Source organism: Nocardia arthritidis, from assembly GCF_011801145.1.
In the GTDB taxonomy this organism is placed as follows: Bacteria; Actinomycetota; Actinomycetes; order Mycobacteriales; family Mycobacteriaceae; genus Nocardia; species Nocardia arthritidis_A.
The window spans coordinates 4,938,526-4,958,015 of sequence record NZ_CP046172.1 but is presented as its reverse complement, the minus strand read 5'-3'; the positions used below and the strand labels follow the sequence as shown (position 1 = coordinate 4,958,015).

Genomic DNA, 19,490 nt, shown 5'->3' with positions numbered 1-19,490 from the left:
ATGGACCACGCAACCCATATCGCAAAACTGCTCGGCGTCCCGGTGCGGACGCTGACCGGGCTCGGCGCGAGTCACGCCTGGACCCTATTTCGAGCCGAATTATCCGATGGCCGAATGGTGTTCGTGAAGGCATCGGATGACGCCGGGGTGTTCGCGGCCGAGGCGGCCGGGCTGCGCTGGCTGGCGGAAGGCTCAGCGGAACTCGTACCGGAGGTACTCGGCGTCGATGCCTCGATGCTGGTGCTGCCGTGGTTGCCCGAGGTCGCGCCGACACCCGCCGCCGCTACCCGGTTCGGTCGGGAACTTGCCGCGCTGCACGCGAATTCGCCCGATTCCTACGGCGCGCCGTGGCCCGGCTGGATCGCCGAACTGCCCCTCGACAACACGCCGAGCGCGGGCCCGTGGGGCCGCTGGTATGCCGAATACCGTCTCGCACCGTATCTTCCGCGCGCCGCGACCCATCTCGGCGTCGACGGCGTCCGCCTGCTGGAACGCGTGATCGACCGGATCGATGTGATCGCGGGACCACCCGAACCGCCCGCCCGCATCCACGGCGACCTGTGGTCCGGCAACCTGCGCTGGACCCCGGACCGCGTCGTGCTCATCGATCCGGCCGCACACGGCGGCCACCGCGAAACCGACCTCGCCATGCTCGCCCTCTTCGGCGCGCCCCACCTCGACCGAATCCTGTCCGCGTACAACGAGGTCCACCCGCTCGCCGACGGTTGGCGCACCCGCGTCCCGCTGCATCAACTGCACCACCTCCTGGTGCACGTCGTCCTGTTCGGTCCCGGCTACCGCCGCCAAACGCTCGCCGCCGCCGAAGCGGCGCTCGCCGTTTAGCGCACCAACCGGCCTGAACGGACAATTTCGAGCCTGTTCGCGGGATTTCCGCCTATCTACGGCTGATATTGTCCGCCCAGGCCGGTTCACGGCATTCAGCAGCGAGCGATGACACTTTCGGCGAACCGCTCCAGCTGGCCGATCTTGGCATCGAGGGATTGGGTGTCGGGCTCGGTGGTGTACGGGTTGCGGAAACCGACGATGACATCGGTGACACCCTTGTCCTCCAGGCGTTTCACACCGTCGACGGTGAATCCGTCCAGCGAGATGACATGCACCTCGAAATCCTTGCGGGTGCCGTATTCGGCCCGCAGCGCGGTGAGTTCGGCCAGCAGCCGGTCGAGTTCGGCCGGGTCGCCGCCCGCGTGCATCCAGCCGTCGCCGCGCCGGGCGGCCCGCCGCAGCGCGGGCCCACTGTGCCCGCCGACCAGGATCGGCAGCGGTTCCGACGGCACCGGATTGATCTTGATCGGCGGAATATCGTAGAACCGCCCGTGGAATTCGAAGTAACCACCCGCGGTGAGCCCGCGCACGATATCGATGCATTCATCCATCCGCGCACCGCGCCCGTCGAACGGCACGCCCATGATCTCGAAATCGTCCGGCCACGGGCTTATCCCGACACCGAGCCCGAAACGATTGCCGCTCAACGCCGCCACCGACGCGGCCTGCTTGGCCACCAACACCGGCGGCCGGATCGGCAGCTTCAACACGAACGGCGTGAACCGCAGCGTCGTCGTCGCGGCCGCCATGGCCGCACTCAACACGAACGCCTCCACGAAAGGCTTGTCCTCCAAGAACTCTCGGCCACCATCCGGCGTATACGGGTAGGTGGCGTCGGAATCGCGCGGATAAGCGATGCTGTCGGCCACCGCCATACTCGTGTACCCCGCCGCCTCGGCCGCCCTGGCCAGCAGAACATAGTAGGACGGATCGGTCATCGTCTCCGCGTAGGTGAAGCGCATGATCATTCGCCTTTCGTCTGTGCGGCCCGCCGCCCCGAATCCGTTCCTACACCCATGGATTCGTGTACCCCTCCGGAATCAACCGGTCGAATATCGTCCGCATCCGCGGCGACAACCGCATCAGCTCCACATACGAACCGAGCGGACCACCATCGAAATAGGCGAACTCCATACCGATCCCGCCGAACGACCCGCGCGCGACCAGCTCGCGCCCGGCCCGCCGCGCGGCGACCAGCGCCGCATCGAAATCCGCGGGCACCCAGGCGATGTGATGCAACCCCGGACCGGACCGATCCAGCTGCTCCCGATACAGGCTCGCACCCGACCCGGGCTCGATGAGCTCCAACTGCTGACCACCGGCATACCCGAGCGCCACCGAAATCGTGTAATCGGCGGGCGCACCACGCAATTCACCCGACTCCGGACCGAAGCGCACATCGGGTATCGCGAACCACTCCGCGACGCCGTATCGCTCGCTGAACTCGCGCCGCGCGGCGGCGAGATCCGCCACCACCCAGCAGAGTTGGAAGATCGGCCCCTCGGCGATGATCATCGGCCGCACTCACCTCGCGCTCGTCGTACCCGGAAACGCGATGCACCACCGGATCATTCGCTTCCACGGTGCAGGATATACGGACTCTACGAACCCTGACGTCCCTTCGCCCGCCGCGCCAATTCGACCGTCGCGGCACGCAACTCGTCGATATCGTCGATCCGAGCCCGATAACCCACCCGGGTCCGCGCCACCCCGCGCGGCGTACTCACCCGCAGATCCAACCCGTACCGGTCCGCACGCTCACACGCCGCCGCCGTCGCATCCGGATATCCGCCGAGCCGCCGCGCCATCGCCACCAGCGCATCGGCGTGATCGTCGTTCAGATGCGAGATGGCCCGGCCCGCCAGCGGAACCACCGGATCCGGCTCCGCCGCCGCATACTCCTCGGCCGTCGCCGAATCCATCCGCCCGTACCCGCCGACCCACCGGATCCGCCGCACCCGCAACACCCACAGCGAGAAATCGCTGTAATCGATGTAGTGCTCCGCCGCGGGCACCGCGGCCAGATGCGCCTCCCGCGCCGCATCCGCCTCCGCGCCCGCGGGCCGCTCCACCACACCCGCCAGCGTGATCCTGGTACCCGCCAACGGATCCAACGGCGGATCCGGCGCCACGATCGCGACACTGGCCCGCGGATCGGCCGCCAGATTCCGCCCATGCTCGGCCAGCCGGGACACGCACAGCACCGGCTGGCCCGCCAACAGGCCATACATCACGAATGACGCCCACGGCCCGCCATCCGCGCTCAAACTCGCCAACGTAGCCGTATTCGTCGCCGCCGCAACGGTTCTGGCCTCCTCGGCCGCCGAGGGACGAGCCGGATTGTCCAGCCGCGCGGTCGGCGGCGGCACCGAAGGGGCATCACCGGGGTCACCGTGATCGAGTGTCATATCCTCCAGCGTGCCACGCCGAAACGCCGCGCCCGGAAACAGAAACACCCCAATTGCCCGAGCGGAACCGCCGCGGATCCGCCAGACTTGCCCGGTGACCCGATACGCCTTCGACACCGACCGCAACGCACTCGTCGCCACCTGGGCGACAGGCCGCGGCGACCTCGCCGAAATCGTCGCGACGCTGCCGCCGCTGAACGCCGAGCACGCAACGGATCTGGCGTCGAACCTCACCACGCTGTCCCGCTTCCAGTGGCGCACATACACCCACCCGGCCAGCGCGGCAGGCGACCCCGACGTGCCCAACAGCGAAGCCTGGCGCCGCGCCGAAGAACGCCGCAACTTCAAAGAGGTCGAGGCGGGCCTGCGCAACCCCAACCTGCCCACCGAACACGGACTCGTCGTCTCATACAGCGGCGTCATCGAATCCGCGCACCGAGTCGGCCGCGTCCTGCACGCCATCAACGACGCCGACCTGCGCGCCACCATCCTCGACGAGGTCCGCCACGAACAGGCCGCCATCGAATCCGCCGAACTCGGCGACCTGTCCGGCCGCGCCCGCCAAGCCGTCGAACTGTCCCGCCCCGACGTGTCCCCGGCCCAGGTACAGGCCGCCGACGACCTGCTGCGCGCCGACCCGCTCGGCACCATCGAACTGTTCACCGAACTCGATCCCGCCTCCGCTTCCGTCGCCGCCGCCCACTGGCTCTACGCCGCCGCGGAGGCCGCCGCCGAACTCGCGGGCCTGCCGACACCCGACGTGATCGCCGAGGCCGACGACATCGAGGCCCTCCAGGTGGAAACCCCGACCATGGTGCTGGAGCGGCTCACCTCCGGCGAAACCCCCACCGAGGTGGTCGTCGACCTGATCGCCGAAGCCATGGCCGTCGCCGAAGGACATGTGCCCGCACCGTGGAGCGTCGTCGCCCGCGTCGCCGAAATCGAGGAGCAGGCACGCAAATACGACTACGACGCCGCCGCCCGCGAGGCCGCGCTCGCCGAATTCCGGATCAGCAGGCTCGACCCGGTACGCCCCGCCCTCGACCTGCTGGAAGACCTCCTCGACGGCATCCGCGGCTGCCTGCTCCTCTACATCGCACACGGCGAGGACGACGACGCGGAGGAACAGTTCATCGCCGACGTCCGCGTCGAGGCCGACACCCACCGCGCGCGCCTGTTCTGACACTTCCCGGGCACCCGAGTCGAGTCCGGTTGGCGCACGGTGCGACCGAACACGCCTGCGGCACAGCCGATCCGAACCGGCGCATGCCACTGTCGTGCAGGTGCCGGTGAGAGGCCGAAGCCGGTTCCGGAATCTGTCCGGTACCGAACGGCATCCAGGAGGCCGGTCGAATAACCCCAACCGACTCCGGATCAAACCAATGCCGGGGTTCGACGTGCGCCCCGCGGCAGCACGCCCGCGAGGTAGTCGACGAGAACGTCGGCGTCGCTGGTGCGCGCGGCCAGGTAGCCGTCGGGACGGATGAGGATCAGGGTTCCGAGGCGCGCCCGGAACAGGTGCCGTGCCTGCGTGCCGACCAGTACCGATGCGAATCCGTTCGCTGCCGCAGTGGAGTCCACGATCAGGTGGGCGCGCACCTGCGTGGCCTCGAGCTGCCGCAGTGCCCCGCGGGTCTCGGGCCCGAATCCCAGGACGGTCCAATCGGTTCCGCGGATGAGGTCGAACAGCCGGATCGGCGTGCCATCGGCGGTGCGGCCGCGGGCGTCGGGTGCGCGGTCGCCGGGGCGCGGGCCGCGGTGGCGCTCGGTCGCGGCGACGGTGAGTGGCGAGTCGGGGTAGCCGATGGAGAGTTGGTTGGTCTTGGTGAGCAGCCGGCGCATGACGGCCGGTCGCCGCACCAGCGGGAAGATCAGGTGATCGCGCAGGAAGCGGCGCATGCCACGCAGCGCGAAGACCGATTCGAAACCGCGCGAGCTATCGGAAAGTACCTTGGCGGCCACCGGGATTCGCTCGAGCTCATAGCTGTCGAGCAGATCGTCGGATGCGCCGCCGAGCGTGGCGGCGAGCTTCCAGCCGAGGTTGTAGGCATCCTGGATGCCGGTGTTCATGCCTTGTCCGCCCGCGGGGGAATGCACGTGCGCGGCGTCACCGGCGAGGAAGACCCGCCCATGCCGGTAGTGCTCGACCATGCGCGCGTTGAAGCGATAGCGCGACAGCCAACTCGCCTCGGCGAGAACGACATCCGTGCGTCCGGAGCGGGCCGCGAACAGCTCACGGAAGATCTCCAAGGTCGGCTCGGGTACCGATCCATCGAGACCCGGCACCACATTGGCTTGGAACTGCCAGGCGCCGTCGGCCTGCGGCAGTGGTGAAACAGCAAGGTAGCCACCGTCTTCGGTGAACCAGGCGTAGGCGGCATCATCGGCGAGACCGGCCACTCGCACGTCGCCGACCAGGAAGTACTGGTCGGCGTGCGTACGTCCGGCCATGGTGGCACCGAGTCGGCGCCGGACGGTGCTGTGCCCGCCGTCGCAGCCGATCAGATAGCGGGCCCGCACCGTCTCGCCGTTGTCCAGCGTCGCGGTTACGCCCGCGTCATCCTGCTCGAACGAGGTCAGCGTGGCGCCGAAGACGACCTCGCCGCCGAGGCCGGAAAGCCGGTCGCGGAGTATCTGTTCCACCCGCCACTCCGGCAACAGCACCAGGTCGGGGTAGGGGATGCCCGGGCGCGGACCGGAACCGGCGGTGGCCAGCTCGACGGTGAGTTCCGGGCCCTGGTGCATGCGCAGCGGGAGCCCGGTGGTGCCGTGCGCCAGCATCTCGTCGACTACACCGAGGTCGTCGAGCACCTCCAGGCTGCGGGGTTGCAAACCCTTGCCGCGCGAGCCGACGGCAGGAGCCGCATTGCTATCGATCACCAAATGGGTCACGCCGCAGCGGGCGAGTTCGACGGCCAGGGTGAGGCCGGTCGGGCCCGCGCCCACCACGAGAACATTGATGTCGTGAATTTTGCCTTGTGTCATGAGAATCAACCTCGAGCCCGTGTTACTACGTTGTAGTACAACAAGGTAATACTACGATGTAGTAAGATCAAGGCATGCCGAGAAAGACCGATCGACGAGAACTGTTGGCCGACACCGCACTGCGGATGATCGACGACGTCGGACTCGACGGCGTGACGCATCGCGCCGTCGACGCGGCCGCCGGTGTCCCGGTGGGCACCACCTCGAACTTCTTCAAGACCCGCACCGCGCTGTACGCGGCCATCGCGCGGCGTATCCTCGACCAGCAGACCGAGGCCGAAAAGCAGCGCCCCGCAAGCACTTCCGCTACGTCGCACCAGGTGGCGGACCTACTGGCCGAGGCCGTCGACGCCGGCAACGGACCGGCCCGCAATCGCTATCTGGCCCGCTTCGAACTCTCCGTGGAAGCGGCGCGCGACCCAGAATTGGCACACCTCATGCGGGAGCTGCGCGCGGTCACCGTGCGCACCCGCGCCGAGCAGATTCGCGCCGCATACCCGCACGCCACCGACGACCAGGTCGACGCGATCGTGTCGCTGCTGACCGGGATCGCGCTCGACCGCGTCGCCCTCGACGTACCCGCGCTCGACACGGCGGCTATCGCGCACGCGGTCCTGCGCGGGTTTCTGGAGTAATGGTTTTCCGAATCAGGCCGTCGGTATCCGGCTGATGGCGATCGCGTGCTCGGTGAGACTGCCGAGATACAGCGTGCCGTCCCGTTCCGCGACGCCGGTGACAAACGAGAAGTTCGCGCCATCGGTTTGCAGATCGTGCACGACATTACCGTCGAAATCGACCGCGAGCACCCACACCGTGCGGGCCGGTTTCGGCTGCACCCATTCCGGCAGCGCCCAAACCACCCGCCGCAGGATGCCCGGCAGCGGAAGGAACCGGTCCAGCAACGGATTTCGTGCCGTCGGCAGGGTGACCCAGATCAGCCCGTCGCTGCCGAGACCGAGATTGTCGGGGAATCCGGGAAGGTTCTCGATGAGGAAATCCCGGGTGCCCGCCTTCGGTCCGGTGAGCCAATAGCGGGACAGCCGATAGCCCGCGGTTTCGGCGACCACCACACAGGACCGGTCGGGGAGAGGACGACACCGTTCGCGAACTTCAACCCGTCGAGCAGGGTCTGCACCTTTCCGGACGGGTCGCGGCGGAACAGCCGGCCCGTTTCGGAATGCTCGAGCAGATCACCCATGTATTCGGCGAGGCTGTAGCGGGTGGTCGAGGCGGAGAAGTAGATGGTGCCGTCGGTATCGCGAACGACGTTGCTGACGAAGGGGAGTGGGGCGCCGTCGATCTCGTCCACCAGCACCTCGATGGATCCATCGGGGTGCAGCTCCAGCAGGCCGCGGGCGGCATCGCAGATCAGGACGGAACCGTCGGGGTCAGCGTGCAATCCGAGCGGGCGGCCGCCGGTATCGGCGATGGTGGTGACGGTGCCGTCCGACGGGTCTATTCGCAGCACCGACCCGTCGGCCAGACCTGCGATCACCTGTCCGTCAGCGGTGAGCACCACATCCTCGGGACCCGTGCCGGGAAGTTCGATTCGGCGCGGCTCGGGAAGCGGTGGGGCACTGCGGGTTCGACGTGCGCGATCCGGAGCCGGGGGAGGTGTCCAGCGCTGTGGCCGCATCACCGGTGAGGTACCCATGCCTCAGATTAACGATCCGGCAAGCGGGAGTCCCGGGGAAACGGTCGTCCCCACGACTCAGGTTACAACATCTGGAAATGTAGATATGCGCATCTAACTATGTTGCTTTCACCATCCCAGATAACCTCACGATTCCAACCCCTCAAGAACCTAGCCGGGAGGGGAGGGGCTCAGACGAATCGGAGCCCCTGATCGGGCCGGGGATCGCGAATTGGTTTCGTGCGCAGGCGGATTCGCTTACGCGGGGTATCTGGCTTCGGCCTCGCCCTTGGTGTCGTGCATATTCCAGAGCAGATCGGCGAGCTGTTCCGGATCGGCGACGGGAATCTGCGGCACGGGTTCACCTGCGGCCTTCGCCGCCTCCATCGAGGCGTGGAACGGCGTGTTCTTGATGGCCGCGCCGATGTAGAGACCGCCGACGTAGACGCCCTTATCGGCCACCTCGGCATGGAGGGCCTGGAGGTAGTTGCGCTGAGCGGCGATCGCGAGCCCGCCGGACACGTGCGGATAGCCCTGCGTCGCGCTGGCTCCCTGCGCGCTGAGGATCGCACCGGAGCGCTGTTCGATCATGTGCGGCAAGAACTCTCGCACCAGCGCGAGTAACGAATAGACACCCAGTGGCATGAGATCCCGCACGCGCTGGGGTGTCAGGTCGAGTACCGGAATGAACCCGTTGGCCGCGGCGCCGTAGTAGAGCACATCGAGGTCGCCGACCATCTCGCGAATCCGCGCGGCCGAGTCGGGTACGGCCTCGGTGTCGGCGAGATCGGCGGTGACGATGTACGCGGTCACGCCGGTCAGGCTTTCGGCGAACGCTTCGAGCGGTTGTCTGCGCCGGGCGACGAGCACAACGTCGTAGCCCTCCTTTGCGTACCGGTGGGCGACGGCTTGCCCGAGGCCGGGTCCGGCACCGAATACTGCGATTGATTTGGACATGTACACCCCTGATGCGAACGAGAAACTGTGCGACGCAACGCCGCATCCGTCATGTTAGCTGAACGTCAGGAATGCTGACGATCATAAATAGATATGATTCGTGATGTGCCCGCCCACGATCAGCCGCGACCACCCGGCGACGACGCACTTCCCCGGCTGGGATACCTGCTGAAACACGCGCAGCTGCGGTACCTCGAGCTGACGACGACGGAGCTGGAGCCGATCGGCATCAGCCCGCACCAATGGGCGGCCCTGAACTGCCTGGACCAGCAGCGGGGACGTTCGCAAAAGGAAGTGGCCGACCTGCTGGGCGTCGACCGGACGACCATGGTCGCGCTGGTCGATCAGCTACAGGCGAAAGGTTGGGTGAAACGCGAACCCCAGCCCGATGATCGCCGCAAGAACACCGTCGGGCTCACCGAGCAGGGGCGCGACATGCTCGACCGCGGCGCCGAGGTGATCGACGGCTGTGAACGAAAGTTCTTGGCCGCGTTGGAGAATCCGGACGCCGAGCGGCTGAGGAGGGCTCTGCTCACCGTGATCACCAAGGCCCAGTAGGTCAGCTGTTGGTGGCGAGCCGTTCGATGGTGCGCAGTTCCTGGTCGATTTTCGCGAGGGCGGCATCGCTGTCCCCAGGCACGGGAGTGTGCCCGCGCCGGTGCTCGAGATGCGCCAGCAGAGTCTCGGCACCGACGGGGCGGGCGGCGAAGCCGATGACAATGGTGTCGGATTGCATCAGGCACCAGCCCGGCCGGAGCCTGGCCTCCATCGCGTCCTCGCGGCCCGCGGTGTCCCGCACCAGAAGTCGCAGAAATTCCCCGCGTCGCTCGGTGATGCGGACAGCGGCCACGCCGGGTTCGTAGCGGGCGGTCGCGTTTTCGAGGTCCGCGATGACCTGCCACACCGCATCGAAGGATGCCGCGATGCGACGCTGCCCGACGACGGCGCCCGGCATGGCGGCCGCGAGTACGGCCAGGCGATCGATCGGATCGATATCCCGAGATGTCACCGGATCGTTCACGATTCCCACTCCTCCCGGAACGCGGCCCTTGCCCGGTGCAGTCTGGACTTGACGGTACCTATCGGGATCCCCAACGCGGTGGCGATCTCCTGTTCGCTGAGACCTTCTCGGGTGCGCAGGATCAGCACGGCACGCTGCGCGACCGGCAGACGCGCCAGCGCGTCATCGATATCCACCAGACCTTCCAGCGAGACGGCGGGCCGGCCGATGAGCGTTTCGTCCGCGGCGACCTCTTGATCATCCCGGTGGGCCAGCCGGATCGCCGTCCGAACCGTGACCGACCGGACCCAGGTCATGATCGCCTCGGGGGCGCGCAGCGATGCCAGTCCCTGGAAGATCGCCAGCAGAGACTCCTGAGTCGCGTCGTCGGCCGTCGCCGGGGCGATCCGAGCGCACAATCGGCGGACGTACGGGGCCAACTCGTCGAGCAGCCGGTCCAATGCGAGCGCGTCCCCTTGCTGGGCGGCCGCGACGATCCCCGGGTCCACGCCAGGAAGATTACAAGAATGTCAGCCGGAACCTTTCGCGGGTTTCCCGCCACCTTCAGCTAGGAGGACATGACAGAAAGGTTGTTTTGTGAATACAGACCTGCACATCGTCGGCGCCGGACTGACCGGGCTCACCGCCGCCATCGAAGCGGCCGAGCGCGGCTGGCGGGTGACCGTCACCGAGGCGCATTCCCAGCTGGGCGGGCGGGCGCGCACGCTGGCGGCTCCCTACCGGGCGAACCTCGGCGCCCATGCGATCTACGTGGACGGGCCGTGGTGGGCGTGGCTCGAGCGCCGCGGGCTGACTCCACCCATCGTGGCGGCGCCGCGCTACGAGACCCTGGTCCGGGCCGGAGGTCGCCTCGCGCCGTGGCCGGATTGGCTGGACCAGGCCATCGCCGGGCTACCCGATGAGGCGCCCGCGGCGGAATCGTTGCGGACGTGGCTGCTGCGGCACGTCGACGCCGCGACGGCCGAGGCCATTATCGGAGTGGTCTTCATCTTCACCTTCGACCACGACCCCGGTCGGCTGTCGGCCGCGTTCGCCCATGAACGCCTGCGCCGGGCGATGGCCGGTGGCGCCCGGTACGTGGTCGGCGGATGGTCCACGCTGGTCGATCTGCTCGCCGAGCGCGCCGCCGAACTCGGCGCGCACATACACACCGAGACACGGGTACCCGCGCCGCCCACCGGCCCGACGATCCTGGCCACCAGCCTCGCCACCGCACGCCAGTTGACCGGTGACAAGTCGTTGACCTGGTCCAGCGCCCGCGTGGCGACGTTCGACCTCGGCTTGCGAGTCGATAACGGTCCGGCCTGGTTCCGCATATTGGATGTCGACAACCGGATCTACGTCGCCCGCTACAGCCTCGCCGATTCCACGCTGGCTCCGCCCGGGCATGAGCTCGTCCAGATCTCTGCCGCGTGCGCCCCGGGCGAGGGAAAGACCGATGCGGAACGCCGGGTGGCGGAACTGCTCGATCTGTCCTGGCCCGGCTGGCGCTCCGCGGTCGAGTGGCAGCGCAGAGCCGTTCGCACCGACTGCACCGGAGCCATCGATCTGCCGGGGACGACATGGCACGACCGCCCGGCCGTCGGCCGCGGCAATGCCCTGGCGGTCGCCACGGACCAGTCGGCCGCTCCGGGGTTGCTTAGCGAGGTCGGGATCAGCGCCGCCCAGCGCGCCTTGCAAGAGCTCGGTGAAACTTCCACGGCGGCCGAGGCTCGCGTACGAGTCTGATTCCCAACGCTCGAGTGGGGGAGTGACGCCGATCGCGGACAGTGCTGGATCGGCGTCGCCTTCGCGGGGGAGTAGAGGTACTTGCGAAACCAGCTACGCCTGGGGCAGATGTTGTCACCGGCGGTCGATACAGTCTCGATTGCCGAGTAGCTCCTGGATCCGACATATGATAATCGGGATATGCGCATTTACTAATTTATATCTTTCATCGACCTTGCGTTGAGCAAACCTCTCACTACATAAAGACCGCTCAGACGAGCGGGGTGGTGTGGCTCAACAGGAGAGTCCCGTTGAGCCACACCGAATCTCACGGCTGACGAGTCACCGCGAACCACAGCAGCGCGAGTGTCCCCGCGGTGAACAGCGGTGAGAGCACCCAGATTTCGAGCCGGTTGCCGGTGCGTTCGATGATCGGGATGCAGGTGCGCCATCCGAACGGCCAGAAGAGGCGACAGCCGCGGTCGGTGAGGCAGTCGCCCGCGAGGTGTGCCAGGGCGCCGAGGCCGACGGCGAAGGGGAGCCAGGCCGGTTTGTCGCTGATCCAGTGGTCCATGGCGAACGTGCCGACCACCGCGAGCACGATCACCACGCTGTAGGACTGGAATCCCTTGCCGGGCGGGCACAGGTGGAGTGCTCGTACGGCGAGGGCGAGCAGAAAGAAGACGAGTCCGAGGGTGAAGTTGCGGCCGAGCCAGTGCTCACCGGCCCAGGTGCCGTAGGCGACCAGGCCGACGAAGGCGAAGGAGTGTGTCGCATGCCGGTGTCCGCCACTGACTTTCGAGATGATCTTGCAGAGGAAATGTGAAACCGGCCCCAGGACATGGGCGATCGATCCGTTCGGATGGTCGGCGTCGGGCAGCAGCGCGGCGCCCGCGGTGAGAAAGGTACCGAGCAGCAGGTCCACGATGCCGAGATGGCCCGCGCCGCTGCCGATTACCGGATAGGTGAACGCCGAGATCGGCAGCGCGACGGCCGCCGCCGACCAGGCCAACGCGCCACTGGTCGCATGAGAATGTCCTAGCACCGGATGAACGTTAGTTGACCACAAGGTAATTCATGCCGACCGGAATAGTCGGGTCAGTCACGTGGATCGGCGATGCGGCGCAGCGCGTGCAGATCGGAATCGAGCGTGTAGAACACCCGCAGCGCGATGACGAAGGCGAGCAGGCCGACGACGCACAGCGCCACAATGGATTCGATGACGATCTGCTGTTGCTCGGGGGAGAGGAAGGCCAATCCGGCGGCGACGCCGATCAGCGGAACCGACGCCGCCACACCGAGATAGACGCGGCTGCGGCGGGCGAGCAGACGTAGTCGCGCGGTGTCCTCCGGTGAGGTGTGTCCGGCGGCCACGAGGCCGGGGTAGTACCAGCGGAGCACGAAAAACGTTACGGGGAAATAGGTGTAGACCACGGCTACCGCGGCCGCGACGATATGCGAGGCGATGAGGTTGGCGAGCAGTCCGGCGGATAGGTCGGCTGTGCGATGTAGCTGGATCAGGAAAATGCCAAGCGCCACAAGCCAACCGGTGAACGCGACACCGGCGATCCGATCGCCGCATGCCAGGGTGTCGGCCCGGGCGCGGGCCAAAGTCGCCTCGTCGTAACGTTTTCCGCGGCGCAGTCCGTCGGGTATCAGGAATACCAGTCGGCACCAGTAGAGCAGCAGTCCGACGCCGAGCGGATAGCCGAGTGCGATGACGATCGTGGCCAGGTGGTCCAGCCCGGTCTGTGCCGACGCGGTGAGTGTGTGCTGCAGCAGCCTGGTGTTGTGCCCCATCAGATACAGTCCGCCGAGCAGCTGGCCGAGCGCGCTGGACAGCGTGACGACCGGCATCGGCCGCATCCGGAAGCGGGCTCGGATGCTGCGCGCGGGCGGGTCGACGAGGTCGCGGGCCGTGCGGTCGAGGCTGAGCTGGAGTTGGTGGGCGAGTTCAGCGCCGCTGGCGTAGCGGTCGGCGGGTTCGGGGGAGAGACAGGTGAGCAGGGCGTGGCGCAGGATCGGCGGGCAGTCGGCGGGTGCCATGGCCTCGTAGCGTGCCTCGATGGGTTGGCCGCGCAGGTCGATCATGGCGGCCAGGGAGCTGTCGGATTCGCCGGCGCCGGGTTGGTCGGCGAAGGGGAGCCGTCCGGTGAGCAGTTCCCACAGCACCATGCCGAGCGCGTACAGGTCGCTTCGGGTGTCGAGGTCGGCGGCGGTGGTGGCCATGGTGGGGTGGCAGGCGGCGAGTTGTTCGGGGACATGTAGGCGAGGGATCCGCCGAAGTAGGCGGCCGGGCCTGCGCCGGGGATGTGGCGGCTGAAGCTGATGTTGAAGTCGGCGAGTTTGGGTTGGCCGTCGGCGGTGAGTAAGACGTTGGCGGGCTTGATATCTCGGTGCAGTACGCCGTGGTGGCCCGCGTAGTCGAGTGCGGTGGCGAGTCGGGCGCCGAGCCAGGCGACGGTTTCGGGCCAGGTGAGTTGGGCGAGTTCGGTTCTGGTGGCGGACGGGTGTGGTTCGCTGACTCCGGTGGCGTTGACGGCCGCGTCGACGACGTCGAGCAGCAGTTTCCCGGAGCGTTGGGCGACCGGGGTGCGGCGCAGGTGGTGCAGGACGCCGAGCAGGGTGCCGCCCGGAACGTACTGCATGTACATGATTTTGAGGTGTTCGTCGGGGAGTTGGCGCTGATCGAAGACGCGGACGATATGTTCGTGGTCGAGTTGGGCGAGGGTCTGCGGTTCGCTGCCGCGGTCGCGGGAGATCTTGACGGCGACGAGTCGTTGCATGGATCGTTGCCTGGCCAGGAAGACGCGGGCGAATGCGCCGCGGCCGAGCGCGGTGAGCAGGTCGAAGTCGTCGAGGGTGCTGCCCGCGGTGATGGTGTCGAGTGCGGTGAGCGCGGTCGGGTCGGACAGCAGGGTGGTGCGGAAGTTCTCGTCGGCGAGCTGTCCGGAGATGCGGCTCATCTGTTGCGGGTAGAGCTGTTCGTATTCGGTGAGGTCGATATGTCCGCAGGCGCGGCTGCGGGCGGTGATCTCCTCGTATATGAGGTCGGGTGGCAGCGGTGCGGTGTCGAGTTCCGGGAAGCGTTCGCGGTAGTCGGCGAGGCGTAGCGCGTTCTTGGTGTGGGCCCAGCGGTTGTCGAGGTCTACCTTGATGAGTTCGATGAGGGCGGTGCGGCGCAGTGCGGCGTCGGTAGGGAGGTGGTCGGCGAGGTCGGGTGGGTCGGCCGCGGTTTGCCATGCGCCGGCGAAGGCGTCTACCAGTCGCATCAAGGCGTTCTGGGTGACCGTCATCCGGTCGACACGTTCCATCGCGGCCTGCTCCCATGGAAGGTTCCCGGCCCAATTCCGAGAAGTATGATCTTCGTCGCTGGGCGAACCTTTTATGTTATCGCCGCTCGCTATACGGCTCTACCTCGTTTCCTGGGTGGGAAGGGTGTATGGCAATGCGTGGCGCACGCGGATGGGGAGTGTCGCCGGTGCGGGTTCGTAGCCGCAGGCTCGCCGCAGCGCGGCCTTCAGCCCGGCCGCGGACCGGTATTCCAGCAGGCAGGTGTCGCAGTGCGCCAGGTGCGCGGCCAGTGCCGCCCACCTGGCGTCATCGCATTCGCCGTCGAGGAACAGCCACCGGTGCGCCATGACCAGGTGGCAGCCGATGTGGGTCAACTACTTTCGGTCGAGTTCGGCGGTAAGGCTTTCGTGCAGGACCTTTTTCGGAACCGCGCCGACGATGCGGCCGAGTTCGGCGCCCTCGCGCACCAATACGGTCGTCGGTACGCCCATGACGCCGTATTCCCGCACAGTGAACGGGTTTTCGTCGATGTTGACGCGGACGACCACGAATTCCCCGCGGTTTTCGGCCGCGAATTCCTCCAGGATCGGCGCCATCCGTTTACACGGCCCACACCAGGTGGCCCAGAAATTCACCACCACGGGCCGCTCGCTGTCCAACACCTCCTGTTCGAAGGTCGCATCGGTGACGTTGACAATGTGGGACTCCATACCGTCGAGCTTGCTTCCCCGCTCGGCGAGCTCCAAAGATCGTTGCCGTATCTGGGAAACACGGGTCGGCCCGGATAGACCGGTAGTGCCGTGGGATCGTCACCGGAGGCACCGAAGAAATATGGCCTTGCGAAATGCCATCAGATCCAAACCCGCACCTGGGTATGAGTAAGTGCGTAATTAATCAATGGATTCGTACGCACTCGGTCAATGACAGCGTGTCACCGGGTATATAAAGTCTGATGGATATATGAGCCGTTCCCAGGGGATTATCTGAGAGGTTGAATTATGTTTGGATTCGTTGATTCCCAAAAACTTCCACGACAACTCGTAGAGGGATTGCGATGGGGCGGTCGTCTGTTGCAGGGTGCGGGGATGGCGTGTGCCCTGATGGTGTCATTCTTGGCCGGCACCGCACATGCTGAATCGTGGTACGTGTACCAGGTCTACGCGAGCTACCGGGATTGTGACGATGCCGGCATCAACGGGTCGTTCGACAATATGTGGACGAAATGGCACTGCGACTGGGATTCACCCGGATTCGCGTTATGGGTCAATGATCAACATCGGTAGGCGCTCGACAAAGGTCGCTTCCATACGACCTTATCCGCGAGTGGGAGAGCGGCGGATCCGGGGAGTATGCCGGCGGCCTTGACTCTAGGTTGACATAGTGTTGATTATCGGCGTTACAACGGAGGGGCTGTTGGGATGTTGGGTGTGCTGAATGTTGTTGTCGCTGTTGATGTCCCCGCCTCATCGGATCTGAGGCGGCCCTCATCCAAACTGAGGCATCGGTGTGGCTTGCCTCGGTCGAGGCATATTCGCGGCACCAGATCCTGATCCGCCCATCCTCCTTCAATACGTCACAGTGACGTATTGTGGTGAGCTGGCTCTCCGGTGAAACTTATTCACCAGCAACGCCTTCGAGCCCAGAATCGCAGCCGACGGACGCGTAGCATCGGCGAGATGGCGATTGCACCAGGAACCTGGCCCCGTCCGCTACTGCGCGCGATTCGTATCGCGAACAAGTATTTGTTCAACCCAGTCATGGGTGCATTTGCCGGGCGAAAGAACTCGTACGCCGCCGTCATCCGGCATACCGGCAGAAAATCAGGTAAACAGTACTCGACACCGGTCGGGGCGGATCGTGTGCAGGACGGGTTCATCATTCCGCTGGGCTATGGGACCCGAGTGGACTGGCTGCAGAACGTGCTCGCCGCCGGGCGGGCGACAGTATCGGCCGAGGGCGAAACCCGGGACGTGACAGAGCCCGAAGTGATCGACGCGGCAACAGCCTTGCCGATGCTCTCGCTGAAGCGACGACGGACCTTTGAGCGCGTAGGGATTACGCAATATCTGAGAGTGAAGCTCGCCTGATTATGGGAATCGGCGAATCGGTGTGCCTGGCAAGCCTTCTCCCCCGGCGTCCAAGATCAACCATTAAATCGTCACAGTGACGAAACTACCCCGCATTCTTCACTATCGGCGCAACGACGTTCCGCACCGAATCCGCGTCGATCGGCTCGCCGTCGCGTCCCGCGAACACCATGTGTCCGGTGCCGATCAAACTCAGTGCGAGCGTTGGGATGTCGGCGTCGGGGGCGATTCGGCCGAGGTCTTGTTCGGTGGTGAGGTAGGTGCGGACCATATCGGCGGCCTCGGTGAGGATGGGGATGCCGGTGGGGTGGGTTCGGCGCAGGCGGGCGCGTAGTTCGTCGCGGGCGGTGATGAGGGCGACCATATTGAGTGCGACCGAGCCGAAGACGGTGAGCAGTGCGTCGGTGAGGTTGTCGACGACGGTCGCGGTGCCCGCGGCTTCCTGTAATGCGTTGGCTTGCCGTTGGATTCGGACGAGTCGGTCGGCGACGAGTTCGGCGAGGAAGGCGTCGAAGTCGGTGAAGTGCCGGTGCAGTACGCCTTTGGCGACGCCGGCTTCGGTGGTGACGGCTCGGCTGGTGAGCGCGTTGGGTCCGTCGCGCAGCAGGACGCGTTCGGCGGCGTCGAAGAGTTGTTGGCGGACGTCGCGGAGGGCCACACCGGTTGGCACTGCTCCCCTTTCGCTGTTGGTGGAATCCATTGTTCTAGTGGGCAGGTGCCCACTAGTGTGGGCGCATGCCCACTATATCTCCCGAACCCTTGCCGGCCACGGCCCGTGAGGTTCACAAGCAGCGTCAGGTCGCCGAATCGTTCGGTGCGAATGTCGAGCGCTACGACCGGACCCGTCCCCGGTATCCGGATGCGATGGTGGAACGGATCGTCGCATCGAGTCCGGGCCCCGAGGTGCTCGATGTGGGGATCGGCACCGGCATCGCGGCCCGGCAGTTCCGTGCGGCGGGCTGCCGGGTGCGCGGCGTCGAACCCGATTCGCGGATGGCCGAATTCGCGCGGCGGAGCGGATTCGAGGTCGAGGAATCGAAATTCGAAACATGGGAGCCCGCGGGCCGCACCTTCGACGCCGTCATCGCCGGGCAGACCTGGCACTGGGTGGATCCGGTGGCGGGCGCGGCGAAGGCGCGTCAGGTTTTGCGGCCGAATGGTGTGCTGGCGGTGTTCTGGAACGGCGCGCAGCCGCCGATGGAGTTGGCGGAGCGGTTCGCGGAGGTGTACACGCGGCTGGTGCCGGATTCGCCGTTCGGGCGGACTTGGCTGCGGCCGGTCGCGGACGCGTACAAGGCGATGAGCGCGGCGGCCGAGGAGGGGATCCGGGAGGCGGGCGGATTCGCCGAGCCGCAGAAGTGGCGGGTCGATTGGGTGCAGACCTACACCCGGGAGGAATGGCTGGATCAGGTGCCGACGATGGGTGGGCACAATCTGCTGGACGCGGCGCTGCTGGCGGAACTCCTCACGGGTCTCGGTGCCGCGGTCGACGCGGTGGGCGGCGCCTTCCCGATGGGATATTCGACCGAGGTCCTGGTGGCATCGTCTGCATAACTGCAGACGGTATTCAACTGCGCGATACGGCGATTCGTGGCCTGGTCTGCCAAGCTGTCCTCGGAACATAACCGGACGGTCGTCCGACGATGGAGGCGGTAATGGGTAGGACGGCGCGTGCGGTGATCGCGTGTGCGGCGATCGGGGCTGCGGTGCCGGCGGGCGGGGTGGCGGCGCATGCGGCCCCGCGTGCGGTGAACGAGTATGTGGCGCTGGGTGATTCGTGGGCGGCCGATGCCACGTTGAGCCAGGTGAGCACCGAGTTCGTGTCGGCGGGGTGTGCGCAGAGCCGCAACAGTTACGCCAAGCAGGTCGCGGCGGCGCTCGTGGTGCCGACGTTCCGGGACGCGACGTGCGGTGGTGCGACGACGGAGAATATGACGGAGTCGCAGTCGGTGCGGTTCGGTCCGGCGAATCCGCCGCAGTTCGACAGTTTGAGCGCGGCAACGGATCTGGTGACGCTCGGGATCGGCGGCAATGACGCTGGTTTGGCGGAGACTGTGGAGAACTGCCTGACCGCGAATCCGGCGGTGTCGGTGTGCCGGGATGCGAATGTGTCCGGTGGGGTGGATCGGATGTCGGAGCGGATCGCGGCGGCCGAGTCGAAGGTGGCGTCGGTGATCGACGGTATCCGGGCGCGGTCGCCGCGTGCGCGGATTCTGCTGCTGGATTATTTCGAGGGTATCGGCACCTCGGGTGGTTGTTTCCCGATGATCCCGATCTCGGATGCGGATGCGAGCTGGTTGGGTGCCAAGCTGGCCGAGTTGGATGCGATGCTGGCGCGGGTCGCGGCGGCGAAGGGTGTCGAGTTCGTCGACACCTACCGGGCCAGCGGTGGTCATGACGCGTGCCAGCCCGCGGGGACGCGCTGGGTGGAGGGTCTGCTGCCGTTGTCGACGGATCCGCTGGGCCCGGCGGTGCCGTTCCATCCGAATCAGTTGGGCGCGGACTATCAGGCCCGGCAGGTGCTGGCGGCGCTGCGCGGTTGAGAGCCGCGG

At 66.5% G+C, this 19,490-nt stretch carries 23 protein-coding genes; 8 read left to right on the top strand and 15 right to left on the bottom strand.

Going from position 1 to position 19,490, the window contains the following annotated elements; translation table 11 throughout:
• Entirely contained in the window at window positions 1–843 is an 843-nt protein-coding gene (locus F5544_RS22475) for a fructosamine kinase family protein (RefSeq protein ID WP_167475018.1), read from the top strand.
• Window positions 844–938: 95 nt separating this feature from the next.
• Here the strand turns inward: F5544_RS22475 and F5544_RS22470 are convergent, their stop codons facing one another.
• The 3 genes from F5544_RS22470 to F5544_RS22460 form a co-directional block, all read right to left on the bottom strand.
• A complete protein-coding gene (locus F5544_RS22470) occupies window positions 939–1,808 on the bottom strand; it encodes a TIGR03619 family F420-dependent LLM class oxidoreductase (RefSeq protein ID WP_167475017.1) in 870 nt (289 codons plus the stop codon).
• Between the two features lie 46 nt (window positions 1,809–1,854).
• Window positions 1,855–2,361 carry a VOC family protein gene (locus F5544_RS22465; RefSeq protein WP_167475016.1) on the bottom strand — a complete coding sequence of 169 codons (507 nt, stop codon included), beginning with the start codon at window positions 2,359–2,361 and terminating at the stop codon, window positions 1,855–1,857.
• An 86-nt stretch (window positions 2,362–2,447) separates the two neighbouring features.
• A complete protein-coding gene (locus F5544_RS22460; RefSeq protein WP_167475015.1) occupies window positions 2,448–3,254 on the bottom strand; it encodes a HugZ family protein in 807 nt (268 codons plus the stop codon).
• Window positions 3,255–3,348: 94 nt separating this feature from the next.
• Between F5544_RS22460 and F5544_RS22455 the strand changes: the two genes are divergently transcribed.
• Window positions 3,349–4,437: a hypothetical protein gene (locus F5544_RS22455; protein WP_203217636.1), complete on the top strand. Its 1,089-nt coding sequence runs from the start codon at window positions 3,349–3,351 to the stop codon at window positions 4,435–4,437.
• A gap of 191 nt (window positions 4,438–4,628) precedes the next feature.
• Here the strand turns inward: F5544_RS22455 and F5544_RS22450 are convergent, their stop codons facing one another.
• Window positions 4,629–6,239, bottom strand: coding sequence for an FAD-dependent monooxygenase (locus F5544_RS22450; RefSeq protein WP_167475014.1), 1,611 nt, complete (start codon window positions 6,237–6,239; stop codon window positions 4,629–4,631).
• A 74-nt stretch (window positions 6,240–6,313) separates the two neighbouring features.
• Here F5544_RS22450 and F5544_RS22445 point away from each other — a divergent pair, with 74 nt between their 5' ends.
• Entirely contained in the window at window positions 6,314–6,874 is a 561-nt protein-coding gene (locus tag F5544_RS22445) for a TetR/AcrR family transcriptional regulator (RefSeq protein ID WP_167475013.1), read from the top strand.
• Window positions 6,875–6,886: 12 nt separating this feature from the next.
• On the opposite strand, the gene F5544_RS46460 is transcribed toward F5544_RS22445, so the two are convergent.
• The 3 genes from F5544_RS46460 to F5544_RS22435 form a co-directional block, all read right to left on the bottom strand.
• Window positions 6,887–7,141: a hypothetical protein gene (locus F5544_RS46460; protein WP_238847392.1), complete on the bottom strand. Its 255-nt coding sequence runs from the start codon at window positions 7,139–7,141 to the stop codon at window positions 6,887–6,889.
• A gap of 32 nt (window positions 7,142–7,173) precedes the next feature.
• Entirely contained in the window at window positions 7,174–7,755 is a 582-nt protein-coding gene (locus F5544_RS46455; protein ID WP_238847391.1) for an SMP-30/gluconolactonase/LRE family protein, read from the bottom strand.
• A 375-nt stretch (window positions 7,756–8,130) separates the two neighbouring features.
• Window positions 8,131–8,829, bottom strand: coding sequence for an SDR family NAD(P)-dependent oxidoreductase (locus tag F5544_RS22435; RefSeq protein ID WP_167475012.1), 699 nt, complete (start codon window positions 8,827–8,829; stop codon window positions 8,131–8,133).
• Between the two features lie 105 nt (window positions 8,830–8,934).
• On the opposite strand from F5544_RS22435, the gene F5544_RS22430 reads away from it, so the two are divergent.
• The gene (locus tag F5544_RS22430; RefSeq protein WP_203217635.1) at window positions 8,935–9,387 is read left to right on the top strand and encodes a MarR family winged helix-turn-helix transcriptional regulator; all 453 of its coding nucleotides are present in this window, start codon (window positions 8,935–8,937) and stop codon (window positions 9,385–9,387) included.
• Between the two features lies 1 nt (window position 9,388).
• Here the strand turns inward: F5544_RS22430 and F5544_RS22425 are convergent, their stop codons facing one another.
• Window positions 9,389–9,850, bottom strand: coding sequence for a hypothetical protein (locus F5544_RS22425; protein ID WP_167475010.1), 462 nt, complete (start codon window positions 9,848–9,850; stop codon window positions 9,389–9,391).
• Entirely contained in the window at window positions 9,847–10,338 is a 492-nt protein-coding gene (locus tag F5544_RS22420) for an RNA polymerase sigma factor (RefSeq protein ID WP_167475009.1), read from the bottom strand. The genes F5544_RS22425 and F5544_RS22420 overlap by 4 nt, the downstream gene beginning before the upstream one ends.
• An 88-nt stretch (window positions 10,339–10,426) precedes the next feature.
• Here F5544_RS22420 and F5544_RS22415 point away from each other — a divergent pair, with 88 nt between their 5' ends.
• The gene (locus F5544_RS22415) at window positions 10,427–11,578 is read left to right on the top strand and encodes a phytoene desaturase family protein (protein ID WP_167475008.1); all 1,152 of its coding nucleotides are present in this window, start codon (window positions 10,427–10,429) and stop codon (window positions 11,576–11,578) included.
• Window positions 11,579–11,885: 307 nt separating this feature from the next.
• On the opposite strand, the gene F5544_RS22410 is transcribed toward F5544_RS22415, so the two are convergent.
• From F5544_RS22410 to trxA, 5 genes are all read right to left on the bottom strand, one after another.
• Window positions 11,886–12,602, bottom strand: coding sequence for a metal-dependent hydrolase (locus tag F5544_RS22410; RefSeq protein ID WP_167475007.1), 717 nt, complete (start codon window positions 12,600–12,602; stop codon window positions 11,886–11,888).
• A gap of 53 nt (window positions 12,603–12,655) precedes the next feature.
• On the bottom strand, window positions 12,656–13,732 hold the full coding sequence (locus F5544_RS46450) for a hypothetical protein (RefSeq protein WP_238847390.1): 1,077 nt from the start codon (window positions 13,730–13,732) through the stop codon (window positions 12,656–12,658).
• Complete coding sequence (locus F5544_RS46445; RefSeq protein ID WP_238847389.1) at window positions 13,645–14,871, bottom strand: protein kinase domain-containing protein; 1,227 nt, start codon at window positions 14,869–14,871, stop codon at window positions 13,645–13,647. The genes F5544_RS46450 and F5544_RS46445 overlap by 88 nt, the downstream gene beginning before the upstream one ends.
• 99 nt (window positions 14,872–14,970) lie before the next feature.
• Window positions 14,971–15,225: a mycothiol system anti-sigma-R factor gene (locus F5544_RS22400; RefSeq protein WP_167475006.1), complete on the bottom strand. Its 255-nt coding sequence runs from the start codon at window positions 15,223–15,225 to the stop codon at window positions 14,971–14,973.
• Complete coding sequence (trxA, locus tag F5544_RS22395) at window positions 15,226–15,561, bottom strand: thioredoxin (protein ID WP_167475005.1); 336 nt, start codon at window positions 15,559–15,561, stop codon at window positions 15,226–15,228.
• 966 nt (window positions 15,562–16,527) lie between these two features.
• On the opposite strand from trxA, the gene F5544_RS22390 reads away from it, so the two are divergent.
• A complete protein-coding gene (locus F5544_RS22390; RefSeq protein WP_167475004.1) occupies window positions 16,528–16,938 on the top strand; it encodes a nitroreductase family deazaflavin-dependent oxidoreductase in 411 nt (136 codons plus the stop codon).
• A gap of 85 nt (window positions 16,939–17,023) precedes the next feature.
• Here F5544_RS22390 and F5544_RS22385 read toward each other — a convergent pair whose 3' ends face one another.
• A complete protein-coding gene (locus tag F5544_RS22385) occupies window positions 17,024–17,608 on the bottom strand; it encodes a TetR/AcrR family transcriptional regulator (RefSeq protein WP_167475003.1) in 585 nt (194 codons plus the stop codon).
• A 65-nt stretch (window positions 17,609–17,673) separates the two neighbouring features.
• On the opposite strand from F5544_RS22385, the gene F5544_RS22380 reads away from it, so the two are divergent.
• Together F5544_RS22380 and F5544_RS22375 are read left to right on the top strand one after the other, a co-directional pair.
• Window positions 17,674–18,492: a class I SAM-dependent methyltransferase gene (locus tag F5544_RS22380; RefSeq protein ID WP_167475002.1), complete on the top strand. Its 819-nt coding sequence runs from the start codon at window positions 17,674–17,676 to the stop codon at window positions 18,490–18,492.
• Window positions 18,493–18,593: 101 nt separating this feature from the next.
• On the top strand, window positions 18,594–19,481 hold the full coding sequence (locus F5544_RS22375; RefSeq protein ID WP_167475001.1) for an SGNH/GDSL hydrolase family protein: 888 nt from the start codon (window positions 18,594–18,596) through the stop codon (window positions 19,479–19,481).
• The last annotated feature ends 9 nt before the right edge of the window (window positions 19,482–19,490 follow it).